Origin of the sequence: Bacillus sp. Xin1, from assembly GCF_013314535.1 — a bacterium.
In the GTDB taxonomy this organism is placed as follows: domain Bacteria; phylum Bacillota; class Bacilli; order Bacillales; family Bacillaceae_G; genus Bacillus_A.
Window position 1 is genome coordinate 1 of sequence record NZ_JABUAE010000020.1, and the last position, 11,999, is coordinate 11,999.

13 protein-coding genes and 1 pseudogene are annotated in these 11,999 nt (G+C 37.4%); 3 read left to right on the forward strand and 11 right to left on the reverse strand.

Going from position 1 to position 11,999, the window contains the following annotated elements; all coding sequences use genetic code 11:
• Nucleotides 1-154: 154 nt before the first annotated feature.
• Nucleotides 155-442 (forward strand): annotated as a pseudogene (locus HRG09_RS29010) (contact-dependent growth inhibition system immunity protein); the annotation flags it as partial.
• 179 nt (nt 443-621) lie between these two features.
• On the opposite strand, the gene HRG09_RS17030 reads toward HRG09_RS29010, so the two are convergent.
• Both HRG09_RS17030 and HRG09_RS17035 read right to left on the reverse strand, forming a co-directional pair.
• Nucleotides 622-1,404 (reverse strand): SDR family NAD(P)-dependent oxidoreductase, encoded by a 783-nt coding sequence (locus HRG09_RS17030; protein WP_174102092.1) that lies wholly within the window; start codon nt 1,402-1,404, stop codon nt 622-624.
• Between the two features lie 74 nt (nt 1,405-1,478).
• Nucleotides 1,479-1,697, reverse strand: a complete 219-nt coding sequence (locus HRG09_RS17035; RefSeq protein ID WP_174102093.1) for a hypothetical protein — start codon at nt 1,695-1,697, stop codon at nt 1,479-1,481.
• 144 nt (nt 1,698-1,841) lie between these two features.
• Here HRG09_RS17035 and HRG09_RS17040 point away from each other — a divergent pair, with 144 nt between their 5' ends.
• Entirely contained in the window at nt 1,842-2,747 is a 906-nt protein-coding gene (locus HRG09_RS17040) for a LysR family transcriptional regulator (protein WP_174102094.1), read from the forward strand.
• Nucleotides 2,748-2,815: 68 nt separating this feature from the next.
• Here the strand turns inward: HRG09_RS17040 and HRG09_RS17045 are convergent, their stop codons facing one another.
• The 5 genes from HRG09_RS17045 to HRG09_RS17060 form a co-directional block, all read right to left on the reverse strand.
• Complete coding sequence (locus HRG09_RS17045) at nt 2,816-3,292, reverse strand: 2,4'-dihydroxyacetophenone dioxygenase family protein (RefSeq protein WP_098523652.1); 477 nt, start codon at nt 3,290-3,292, stop codon at nt 2,816-2,818.
• A gap of 208 nt (nt 3,293-3,500) precedes the next feature.
• Entirely contained in the window at nt 3,501-4,289 is a 789-nt protein-coding gene (locus HRG09_RS17050) for an SDR family NAD(P)-dependent oxidoreductase (protein ID WP_174102095.1), read from the reverse strand.
• Nucleotides 4,290-4,669: 380 nt separating this feature from the next.
• Complete coding sequence (locus HRG09_RS29390; protein ID WP_262386334.1) at nt 4,670-4,804, reverse strand: hypothetical protein; 135 nt, start codon at nt 4,802-4,804, stop codon at nt 4,670-4,672.
• 60 nt (nt 4,805-4,864) lie between these two features.
• Complete coding sequence (locus HRG09_RS17055; protein ID WP_174102096.1) at nt 4,865-6,154, reverse strand: MFS transporter; 1,290 nt, start codon at nt 6,152-6,154, stop codon at nt 4,865-4,867.
• A 14-nt stretch (nt 6,155-6,168) separates the two neighbouring features.
• Complete coding sequence (locus HRG09_RS17060) at nt 6,169-6,399, reverse strand: hypothetical protein (protein ID WP_254610110.1); 231 nt, start codon at nt 6,397-6,399, stop codon at nt 6,169-6,171.
• 681 nt (nt 6,400-7,080) lie between these two features.
• Between HRG09_RS17060 and HRG09_RS17065 the strand changes: the two genes are divergently transcribed.
• On the forward strand, nt 7,081-7,854 hold the full coding sequence (locus tag HRG09_RS17065) for an SDR family NAD(P)-dependent oxidoreductase (RefSeq protein ID WP_174102097.1): 774 nt from the start codon (nt 7,081-7,083) through the stop codon (nt 7,852-7,854).
• Between the two features lie 106 nt (nt 7,855-7,960).
• Here the strand turns inward: HRG09_RS17065 and HRG09_RS17070 are convergent, their stop codons facing one another.
• The 4 genes from HRG09_RS17070 to HRG09_RS17085 form a co-directional block, all read right to left on the reverse strand.
• Complete coding sequence (locus HRG09_RS17070; protein ID WP_254610111.1) at nt 7,961-8,857, reverse strand: alpha/beta hydrolase; 897 nt, start codon at nt 8,855-8,857, stop codon at nt 7,961-7,963.
• A gap of 333 nt (nt 8,858-9,190) precedes the next feature.
• A complete protein-coding gene (locus HRG09_RS17075) occupies nt 9,191-10,186 on the reverse strand; it encodes a TauD/TfdA family dioxygenase (RefSeq protein WP_174102099.1) in 996 nt (331 codons plus the stop codon).
• A gap of 337 nt (nt 10,187-10,523) precedes the next feature.
• Nucleotides 10,524-10,778 (reverse strand): MFS transporter, encoded by a 255-nt coding sequence (locus HRG09_RS17080; protein ID WP_254610112.1) that lies wholly within the window; start codon nt 10,776-10,778, stop codon nt 10,524-10,526.
• 137 nt (nt 10,779-10,915) lie between these two features.
• Nucleotides 10,916-11,971 carry a TauD/TfdA family dioxygenase gene (locus HRG09_RS17085; protein ID WP_174102100.1) on the reverse strand — a complete coding sequence of 352 codons (1,056 nt, stop codon included), beginning with the start codon at nt 11,969-11,971 and terminating at the stop codon, nt 10,916-10,918.
• Nucleotides 11,972-11,999: the final 28 nt, after the last annotated feature.

An 11,999-nucleotide genomic window follows, 5' to 3' on the forward strand; every position in this document is an offset into this window, starting at 1 on the left:
TTTGAGGTCTCTTTTGTTGATTTAAATTAAAAAATTTTTTTAATTGAATGCTCTTTTGCAACTCTTCCTTTGCAGAAAAGATGGTAATGGAAATTTCATTTCAACAAGTTATCCAGTTGACTAATAGAGGGGAAAAAAATATATGCTATTTTAAAAAAATCCAGAAAATCCGGTTTATCAGTTCTTAGCAGCAACATTTCATCAAGATACATTTTACGAAGAAGCACTCCAAGAGTTACTTGAAGAAGAAAGTACGGAATATTTACAAGACACTATTATTTTTCTAGCTGAATTTATTCAAAGTGATTATAGTGATGAAGAAAAAAATGAGTACATACAGTTTTCTGCAGATGGAATATATTTTAAAGGATTAGAAATAACACCATTAGAATGGCTTGAACAAACAGTTAAAACGCTAAAACATGCATTAAAAAACACTTAATAAGAAAAATCGACCGCCCGTAAAAGGCGGTCTTTTTTCGTTAAATTAACGAACATTCACATACGCATCACTAGCCGTAATATAGTACGTACTCCCTTTCGAATTGTCACAAAAACGTTGTTTTATCAAGGTTTTATAAAAGTGATGTTTCATAGTGTAAAATGTACCTTTATGTTTATTTACACTTTTTGCTCGAGAAGTTTTCTGGTATAGATGGTTACCCATTTCCTTGGCAGCAATCCCACAGATTTAGCCATGAGTTTATTTTTAAAGCCAGGGATAATTACCCTTTTATTCTTCATTAATCCTTCAAAGCCGCACTTGGCAACCGTTTGTGGATCCAACATGTTCTGATTGAACACTTTCGTGCCTGCTCCGGCGAATTGCTGCGTGAGCGGTGTTCTGGTAAAGCTGGGACATAATACAGAAACTTGAACCCCGGTTCCTTTCAGTTCTTCAGCAATCGCTTCCGAAAAGGATAAGACGTACGATTTGCTCGCTCCATACATCGACATTCGTGGAACTGGTTGAAAGGCCGCTAGTGAAGCCACGTCTAAAATTTTTCCTTGCTTTCGTTTCACCATGTCATCCGCAAAAAGTCTGGTTAAATACGTAAGCGAGATCATATTGAGCTGCAGATATTCCATTTCCTTCTGAATATCCACTTCCGTCATGAATCCAAACCCGCCAGCTCCGGCATTATTTATCAATATATCGATGTCAATTCCCTCGGTTTTCAAGTGGCGATGCAAGCTCTCTACCGTTGTATAGTTACCTAAATCACCGGCAAAAGTATTCACTTGCATGCCATAATCCTTTTTTAAATTCTCGGCTTGTCGCTCCAACAACGTTGCGTCTCTGGCGACTAACACCAAGTTATAGCTATGACCTGCGAAAATTTTAGCGAATTCCAAACCAATTCCTTTTGTAGCACCTGTAATTAAAACAGTTTCTGTTGTCATCCGTCTCCTCCCCATGTATTATTTATCCGGTTGAGAAATGAGAAATTGCTTTATCCATACCTTGAACAACAGATTCAGGATCTGTTACATCCAGTGCCAGGACAAGTGCTCGTTTCCCTAATACTCAGATCTCTTTCACAACTTTCTCGTAAGCCTCTATACGACGCGAACATACTACAACGTTTGCATCTTCCTTTACCAACGTAAGCGCTTTTAATCTCCGTTAACCTGCTACCATCTTCATTAACTATTTCTGTCTGTCCTGTTAAACCAAACAATTGTTTAGATGACATTCTAGACACCTCCAGTATTTTGAATATTCCTAAACTTATGAATATTCTTATTGTTTTTGATTATACTCATAAATTATAATTAAATAAAATTAAAGATTTTAATGTGTAAGTAAGTATTACTAATATTCAAAAAGGGGGACCGTCATGAACATTGAGCAATTAGTATATATTATTGAGGTTTCAAAACACAGTTCTCTGACTATAGCAGCACAAAATCTTCATGTGACCCAATCCACGATTAGCCAATCCATTACCAGCTTAGAAAAGGAGTTAGGGATTAAGATTCTTAATCGCTCACGGGGACACGGTGCTGTACCAACCGATGAAGGTAGAATCATTCTAAAACTTGCCTACGGAGTACTGAAAAAAATTGAAGAAATAAAAGAGACAGCCAACTCATTCAATTCCGTGGATGTGGGGGAACTAAGATTATCTTCTTTACCCGGATTGACGACGTTTCTAGTAAAAGCTATCGCTACTTTTAGACATGAATATCCACATGTAAATGTGGAGGTTACCGAAAAAAGTGGGCCTGCTGTGATTGAAGATATTCGACAGCATAAGACCGACATCGGACTGATTACGTATTCGGCCGATTTAAATGTAAACATGGAAGGAATAGTTTTTGAAACACTATTTGAAGGGAAACAGAAAGTATATGTTTCTAAGCATTCTCCCTTAGCAGTTCTTGGTGCCATAACTCCTCATGATATACTTGATCAAACTCTCGTTACATATAAAGGTGAATTTATGCAGTATTTTGTTCAAGATTTCTTTAACAAATATAAACCCTTAAAAATCCTATTTACATCAAACAATATGGATGGAGTTCTCCAAGCCATCATCGAAAGTTTAGCTATTACATTTGCCCCTGATTTCGTAATGAAAAATTATTCCCCTGTCATCAATGGTGATATCGTTCCGGTTGATTTGATGAATCATAGGACTGTAAATATTTCTTTAGGGATGGTTCAATCAGAGAATAAACATTTATCCACTTTTGCCAACAAATATATTCATCATCTAAAATCCAAAATTATTAAGAGTTAAGAAAGAAAAAAGAGAAGCATCTTCGCCGCATGTGAACGTCGATCTTCTCTTTTTTACGAATCTATCTTTTAGAATTTAGTCACATCGACAGGTTCAATTCCTTCAGCTGCGCAATGGTCATGGTATTTTTTCAGGAATGACTGCCAATTATCTCTGGCAATAATTTCTCCATTCTCACCTAAATAATCTAATGTTCCTTCAACAATATTAAGCGTAATAACCTCTTCATCTCCTACAGCTTGAGGTGTATGTGAGGAGCCAGCTGGCTCATAAACAACATCACCAGCTTTGGAGACCCAAGGATCCTCGAGATATCTCCAAGTACCTTGGACGGTATAAACAATAACCGTACCAGGATGAAAATGAGCAGGAAGTTGCATAGCCGCAGGAACTTTTAATAGCGTAACCGTCTGTCCTGTCACCGGATTTGCCTTAAGCAATTTAAACTTCGCATCTCCAAAATAAGGAATCCAAGGTAAATCATCTGGACAAATATTATTGGCATGAAATGCCACTACCTCTTTTACACTTTTTACGTTGCTCACTTATATCCCCTCTTTCATTTTTTTGAAATCCGCATATTGATAACGCTTACACTAGTCAAAGGATTAACTATTGAAAATTTATTATTTTCAGCATATTCATAATTAAAGATTAAGTAAAATTATTATTTATAACTTATAATTAAGTTATATTAATTTACACCATCAATTTGATATATTCACGAATTAAGTTTAATTATTTGGGTGGAATTTACTTAGCGCCAAGTCCCCCATCAAGAGTCAATATTTGTCCTGTACAATAATCAGAAGCTGCTGAAGCAAAATAAAGGACTGCTCCTACTAAATCTTTGTCTTCACCTAACCTCCTTACTGGAACTTGGGAGGCGATAATCGGGCCGGCCTTATGCACAAGTGTTCCCGGTATTTCTGGGTTATTCATTCCAGTAGTGAAAACTCCAGGAGCAATGGAATTCACATGTACTCCATGGCGACCCCACTTAACTGCAAGATCCTTCGTTAAAGTCATAACTGCACCCTTACTTGTTGTATATCCTACAGAATCTACAGCTTCTGGGTCAGTACCTTTAAAGCCGATTGAAGAAGAAATGTTAATGATTTTTCCGTATTCGTTGTCTATCATATGTCTTCCTACAGCCTGACACATTAAAAATGTTCCTGTCACATTTGTATCGAGCATAGTTTGCCATTGTGTTAAAGGCATGTCCGTAGCAGGCGTTTCAAAAACCGTTCCGCTACTGTTGACTAAAATTTCGATTTTTTCATAATGAGAAACTGCTATCTCCACACCTTGAGCGATAGATTCAGGAACTGTTACATCCAATGCTAAAGCAAGTGCTTGTCCTCCTAACGCCTCGATTTCTTTCACAACTTCTTCGCAAACTTCTATACGACGTGAGCAAACTACCACATTTGCACCAGCCTCAGCCAACGCCAGTGCCATTACACGCCCTAACCCGCTACCACCTCCGGTAACCATCGCTGTTTGCCCTCTTAAATCAAACAATTGTTTCGATGACATTCTAGACCCTCCTTTGAATTTAGAATATTCAAAATTTTTAAAATGTATTATGTTATTGATTATACTCATAAGTTATAATTAAATAAAATTAAAGATTTTAATGTGTAAATAAATATTATTAATATTCAAAAAGGAGTACAATATCAATATTGAACAATTACCATACATATGGACGGAGTTTTCCAAGTTATCATTGAGAGTTCGATTATTACATTTGCTCCTGATTTCGTAATGAAAAATTATTCCCCTGTCATCAATGGTAATATCATTCCAATTGATTTGGTGATTCATTAGCACTTAAATATTTCTTTGGAGTTGGTTCAATCAGAGGATACCCTGCTTTTTTCCTACCTGCGAAGCTCCAAATTCTGTCATGCAACCTATTTTACTTCATCTTCTATTTCAATATAATCATCAGAGTAAGTCTCGGACATCTTCTCTTGACAATTCCAGCACTCACTGCGATTGCGCTCCATAATGGCTAATTCTTCATGACAATGTACACAACGATCCATTTATGCAACCTCCTTTTCATATTTACTCCTTTCTTTCCCTCCTCGATCCATCATTAATTTTTAAATACTTACTTGCTCCTCTGCTTGTATTGTTGTGTGACTTTGCTTCGCGGGACGTACAACAATCAAAAACAATAATCCGATAACGAACATACCCAAAGCAGTTACTTGAAATCCATAACGATATCCCATTGCCTCAGTCGCTGCATACTGGATGAAATACCCAAATACGAGCGGAGCAATAATACTTGTTGAGCTTGCAAGAGCAACGTAAGTCCCTTGTGCTTTTCCGATGTTTTTGGGAGAAAAAAAATCCATTAATATTGCGGGTGCGAGTGAAAGAATGACATATGCGAAACCTGGAGCAAGGGTGAAGAACAGGATGGACACAGCAGTTGAATTTACAGCATTCGCTAGATATACACAAAGAGCAGATAGCACCATCATGGAACCGGCAAGATTTATTCGTGCTTTACGAATATCCCCAGTTTTACGATAAATCCGGTCTGATAGCATTGAAAATCCAATCTGGCTAATGGCAGCGAAAAGAAAAGGTAACGACACGGCTAGTTTTAATGTTTGATTATCAAAATGTTGAACTTTGGTGAAGTATGCCGGAAACCATATCGCTTGAACAGACAATAACCAATAGGCACACCCTCCACACAAACTGATAAAAACAAAATTTTTAGATAAAAGCTGAGGAAGAAACTGACGCCAAGAAACCTTGGAGAGGGTTGATAAATGCTGATCCTCTTGATGAAAAGAAGGCAACCCGATTTCTTGTGGACTTTCTTTACCGAAAATGCCCCATAAAACTAATACAATCATTCCAACAATCCCCATGACTATAAAAGCAGATTTCCATCCATATTGATTGATTAAGGAGATTAATAATGGTGAAGCAATTGCAGGCCCAATTGTTGCTCCACAGAGAACAGCGCCAAATCCTATACCATGTCTATGTTTTGGGAACCATTTCCCCACTATAACCGTTGATAGAGCAGGAGCTGCGCCTTCGCCTGCTCCCAAGAGCATCCTTGTAAGCACTAGCAGAGACAGACTAGAAACAAAAGGTGTAACAAATTGAACAATCAACCATACCAGCGACATCCAAGTTAACATTTTTTTCGTGTTTTTGGAATCGGCCATACCGCCAAGAATGATAGAGGAAAAGGTAAAGAACCAAAAGAAGGAACTTCCCACTAACCCCCATTGTGAAGGACTTAAATGTAACTCTTTCATTACAGGAACGGAAACCAAACCAATGATAATTTTATCAACTTGGTTGATCATACCAGAAGCAACTAGAAATAATAATATAACCCAAGAATATTTTGGGGTGTTCAATATAAAAATCCCCCCTACCTTAAGTTTTCTACAATACCACCAGCTGTTTTTCCACGTATGGGAATACCGCCGTAACCTGCTTTACTTGTCCTCTCATCACTAAACATCGCAAAATCAGGAGCAATTTCTCGGCCATTTGGAATCGTAAGCCACAATCTTAGTAAATGACGTTTACGTTCCGGTTCTTCATAATCTTCATATACAGTACGTGAATGAAGAACGATATAATTATTAACAAATTGCACATATAAATTATAACTTTTTAAGTGCTCCTTCCCCTCCTTCCCCTATATGAAATCGCTTTAAATAACAACCGTTACGATTGCATTAATTGTTATTTAATTCATTATATTCATAATTTTCAGTTGAATAAAATTAAAAATTTTAATGTACAAGTAAGTATTACTAATATTTAATTACTAGTAAAAGTTAGAGTCACTTTTAGACATGAGTATCCATATGTAAATCTGCAGATTCAGTGCTTCAAATTTTGTCATGTATCTCCCTTCCCTCAATAAAGTGAAAGTTAGGGTTTTCTTTATCCCCCACTTATGGAAAACTCTCACCAATCGGGCTTTTACGAGTAACTATTCTTCTCTATCTTCTTCGCTTCTCTCAACCTTGAGGTGGCCACGAATAGAGGGATAAACGATAATAGGAGTACGTTCATCCTCTTGAAGAGCCTATTCGATCGTACAAGAAAAATAAAAGACCGATACATTTCACTAAGGTATCGGTCCTATTTTCATTATTTACAAAATAGCTTTTTTTGTTTTACATTAATAATACTTAATTACAAATTAAAATTTTTAATTTTATTTAATTATAATTTATCTGTAGAATCAAAAATAGAAATGATTTAATATTCCAAAAATTGATTTTCAAGTTTGGGCTTTTACGGTTAAATCAAAACAGGAGGTTGAACTATGGACTTAAAGTTATCTGGAAAAAAAGCACTTATTGTTGGAGGAAGCCGCGGGATTGGTAAAGCTACTGCCCGCCAGTTGGCCCTGGAAGGTGTAGATTGTACGATTTGTTCGAGAAACGAATCCTCGCTAAAAATTGCTGCAGAGGAATTAGCCCAAGAAACAAAAAGAAATATCTATCCGATTGTGGCAGATACCACTGATCCTGACTCTATCCTAAATTTAGTTGAAAAATCAGCAGCAGCAATGGGTGGCATCGATATTTTAATCAACAGTGGAGCCCGTGTTGGCGGCTTTGAGCCAGAGGATTTTAATAGTATTACAGATGAACTTATTTTGAAAGATTTTGAAGAAAAGTATATGGGCTATTTTCGTTGTATCCGAGCTGTAGCTCCTTTTATGATAGAAAATAATTGGGGACGTATTATAAATATAAGTGGTCTGGCTGCTAGAATTGGCGGCAATTATTTTAGTTCCGGTCCGCGTAATGCATCTGTTGTCCATTTAACAAAATCCGCATCATTAGAATTAGGAAAGCACGGAATTAACGTCAATGCTGTTTATCCAGGGATTGTTGATACGGAAATGTTTAGAAACCGAGTCACTAACGAAGAGGCTGTGCGTCAGATGGCAGCACTCAATGCACTCGGTCGATTGATTACAGTAGAAGAAATTGCTAATGTCATTACCTTCCTGGCTTCACCTTTAGCGGCATCGATTACTGGTGATGTCATTTCGGTAACCGGCGGAATTGGAGATACCGTTTTTTACTAAAAAACTAGGATTGATATTGTAACTGTATCGTAGATTACCAATAATAGTGTATTTAAAAAACGAGCCTCACTAAAAGTTGAGGCTCGTTTTTTAGAACTTTTTGATTTCAATCTATCCCTATTGTATATTTAGCAGTATTCAAGAGCTTGTCAATCTTAGAAACAGTCGATTCAATGTTCTTTGGGAAAATAGCTATGTGTGCAAAAAAGCCGTGGATCATACCGAGTTCACATGCATATTCAACTTGCACACCAAATTTTCTCAGACGTTCGGCATAAGCCATTCCTTCATCCCGAAGCACATCATTTTCTGCTGTGATTACGATTGCTGGCGGGAGACCACTTAAATCTTCAGCAACTAAAGGAGAAGCGTATTCATTATATCTGTCCTCATCATTCCTTAAATAATGATCACGGAACCAAATCAGCTGTTCGCGATCTAGCCCAAATCCTTTTGCAAATGTTTGATGGGATTCCGTATTAAACTCAAGATTTGTCGCAGGGTAGATTAAGACCTGTGCAGTGATGTCAGGGCCCTTTCTGTCTCTCGCCATCATAGTAACTACTGTCGCTAGATTTCCACCTACGCTATCTCCTCCGACTGCCAACCTAGTAACATCTCCGTTAAAGGAGGCCCCTTCTTCATAAACCCATTCCAATGCCGCATATGCGTCTTCAACTGGAGTAGGGAACTTATACTCTGGAGCGAGACGGTAGTTTATTGATACGACAATACTAGCCGTTCTATTTGCGATCATTCGGCAACTTGCATCCATCGCTTCAAGATCTCCTAGAACCCATCCTCCACCATGGTAATAAATAAATATTGGGAAGGGACCTTGCCCCTCCGGTATGTATACCCTACATTTGATTTCTTCATCTTGACTTACCGGTATCATTAAATTTTCTACCTTTGAAACCAGGTCTAATTTTACAGCAGGGCGCGGTGCATTGGAGAGCATATCTCTTACTGCCTTTGGATCCATCATATGAATAGGCGGCATCTGATTAAATGCTTGTAAATATTTTTCTGCCTGCGGATCTAAATTTGCCATGAAACATCATCCTCACTTCAATTTATTTTAAAACTAACTCGGATATTTCCTAAACCTTTATTCCTGTCCTGAAACCTTCACGTGAACTTCATAATAAAAAAACATACAATGGTGATTTTATTCACCTTATTTCGATGAATAAAATCACCATACCGATTGATATAAAAAAATGATGATTTTACTTATCACCAGCTGTATATCCCGCATTAACTGGCGGTAAGAGACCGATTGCACGATCTTTCCATCAGCGGGGATGAAGCCCCCACTGATAGAAGTTTCACTTTATCTATTTACAGGTACCCCTCCGATATAAAACTCGAAATCTGGGGCAATTTTTCGACCATTTGGCATCATAAGCCACAATCTTAATAAATGACGTTTGCGGTCATCTTCTTCATAATCTTCAAATACTGTGCGTGAATGCATAACTGTGTAATTATTAACGAATTGCATATCACCTGGTTCCATCATCATATCAATATGCATGTTCTTATCATGAGTAAGGGAATCTAGTAAATCAAATGCTTCGATTTCTAATTTCGTCAAAGAAACATCTGTTTTCGTTTGTGCAGATTCGATATAATTCCGTATCCATCTGCAGCTCAATTTACCCTCGTAATAACTAAAGATTGGTGATGAAACTACTGGAGATGAACCTGATGCTTCTTCCCCGCGAAGATCATGGAAGAATGGACGATAAAGAATTCCAAGATACTCTGGGTACTTCTCAAGAATTTCATTATAAATAGCCATAGAACTTGCGATACTACTTAAACCACCAGATTTTGCTTTGCGAAGGCATAGTAAGCCAACTACATCAGCAAGGTCTGTGTGATAAGGAAGGTGTACATTCGTTTGGTATCCACGTACACTTGTATTTTTTAAGTCGAGACCTACGTCTTTGATATGCCCTAAAAGGTCACCTTTTTTACTTTGAATGATTGGAATACCTAGGTAAAGTCCGAGACCCCAGTAAATGATGCTCGCTTCTTCATCAGTATAACGTTCCATTGGCAATCCACGAATCAATAGGAACCCTCTACCATTCTCCAACTCATCAACAAAGTCAGTGATTTCGTCAGCAATATCCGAAATCGGGAAATCCTCTTTTCCAAAATCAGGGGCTTTTAATCCCTTACGCTGAACATGTAATACAGCCTTCTCAAGTGCAGCAATCGTTTTCTCGGACAAATAATAAATCCATGAATCATCCTTAGCTAGTTCAATACCCTTCCACGCTGAACGCTCTTGAATTTTTTCCTTTAAAATGATCGACATAAATAATCCTCCTTTATTAAGTTGGTTATTTTCTTACTTAAGATGGCTGAATTTTTTTAGCGTTAACAATGAAGAAAAGCGAAGCATCTTTATCGCCCTTGGACCCGAACCTCTCACTACCTCCCAAAACATTAATAACGTTTACACCGATATTATGACTGAATATTCTGAATCTATTTTTTAAGTATACTTATAATTATAAATTAAATAAAATTGTTATTTTTAATTTGTAAATAAGTTGTATTAATATATACCGTCATCCAATCTCACAAACTAACCCTTTCAAAAAACGAAGTAATAGATTCATTGACCAAATAATCAATCAACATAGTTATGGTCACCTTGTAAGTGACATCCAAGTTAACATTTTTTTCGTATTTTTGGAATCGGCCATACCACCAAGAATGATAGAAGAAAAGGTAAAGAACCAAAAGAAGGAACTTCCCACCAATCCCCATTGTGAAGGACTTAAATGTAACTCTTTCATTAGGGGAACGGAAACCAAATCAATAATAATTTTATCAACTTGGTTAATCATACCTGATGCAACTAGAAATAATAATATAATCCAAGAATACTTTGGAGTGCTCAACGTATAACTCCCCCTTATTTATACCATCAAGGGAAAACCTTTTCCTGATATCTGAAAAGGTGCCCCCCCATTACATGAATCAATTGTTGTTCTTACGAAACGGTTTATATAGATATGTCTTTCGGATTTAAACCCAATTACTTCAAGTTTTCTACAATACCGCCAGATGTTTTTCCACGGACGGGAATACCGCCGCGACCCGCTTTACCTGTTTTCTCATCAATAAACATCGCGAAATCAGGTGCAATTTCTCGGCCATTTGGCATCGTGAGCCATAATCTTAATAAATGACGTTTGCGTTCCGGTTCTTTATAGTCTTCGTATTGAGTACGTGAGTGAAGAACTGTATAATTATTGACGAATTGCATATCACCTTCTTCCAACAGCATATTATAATGCATATTTTCATCATGAAGGATGGAATCCAGTATGTCTAACGCTTCAATTTCAACTTTTGACAAATGGATACCTGTTTTCGCTTGTGCTGATTCTATAAATGTACGGACATATCTGCAGCTCAATTTACCATCATAGTAACTAAAAATTGGTGATGTAAATACTGGCGATTCACCTGGCGATTCCTCACCACGACGATCAAAGTTGAATGGACGACAGAGAATTCCCAGATACTCTGGGTACTTCTCAAGAATTTCATTATAAACAGCCATTGAACTTATGATACTACTGAAACCCCCAGTTTTCCCTTTTCGAAGGCTTAATAATCCAACGACATCAGACCCATCTGCGTGAAAAGGAAGATGCAGTTTCGTTTGGTAACCACGTACATTTGAATTTTCTAAGCTAAGACCTTGATCAATGACGTGCCCTAAGAGGTCACCATTTGCGTTTTGCGATACGGGGATGCCCATGTGAAGTCCGAGACCCCAATAAATGATGCTCGCTTCTTCATCCGTATACCTTTCCATTGGCAATCCACGAATTAATAGGAACCCCTTCCCATTCTCTAGTTCTTCCAGAAAGTACGCAATTTCGTCAGAGAGATCCGGAATCAGGAAGTCTTCCTTGTTAAAATTAGGTGCTTTTAAACCCTTTTGTTTAACACGAAATAAAGCGCTTTCAAGAGATACGATCGTTTTCTCAGACAAATAATACACCCATGAATCATCTTTAGCTAAATCAATACCTTTCCACGCTACTGGTCCTTGAACTTTTTCCTTTAAAATGGACGACATAAATAATCCCCCTTCAATAATATGGTTA

Bases quoted from the DNA above. Each gene is read 5' to 3' on its own strand.
- HRG09_RS17030 (WP_174102092.1), bottom strand. From the start codon at position 1,404: ATGACAACAGAAACTGTTTTAATTACAGGTGCTACAAAAGGAATTGGT.
- HRG09_RS17035 (WP_174102093.1), bottom strand. From the start codon at position 1,697: ATGTCATCTAAACAATTGTTTGGTTTAACAGGACAGACAGAAATAGTT.
- HRG09_RS17040 (WP_174102094.1), top strand. From the start codon at position 1,842: ATGAACATTGAGCAATTAGTATATATTATTGAGGTTTCAAAACACAGT.
- HRG09_RS17050 (WP_174102095.1), bottom strand. From the start codon at position 4,289: ATGTCATCGAAACAATTGTTTGATTTAAGAGGGCAAACAGCGATGGTT.
- HRG09_RS29390 (WP_262386334.1), bottom strand. From the start codon at position 4,804: ATGGATCGTTGTGTACATTGTCATGAAGAATTAGCCATTATGGAGCGC.
- HRG09_RS17065 (WP_174102097.1), top strand. From the start codon at position 7,081: ATGGACTTAAAGTTATCTGGAAAAAAAGCACTTATTGTTGGAGGAAGC.
- HRG09_RS17070 (WP_254610111.1), bottom strand. From the start codon at position 8,857: ATGCCGCCTATTCATATGATGGATCCAAAGGCAGTAAGAGATATGCTC.
- HRG09_RS17075 (WP_174102099.1), bottom strand. From the start codon at position 10,186: ATGTCGATCATTTTAAAGGAAAAAATTCAAGAGCGTTCAGCGTGGAAG.
- HRG09_RS17085 (WP_174102100.1), bottom strand. From the start codon at position 11,971: ATGTCGTCCATTTTAAAGGAAAAAGTTCAAGGACCAGTAGCGTGGAAA.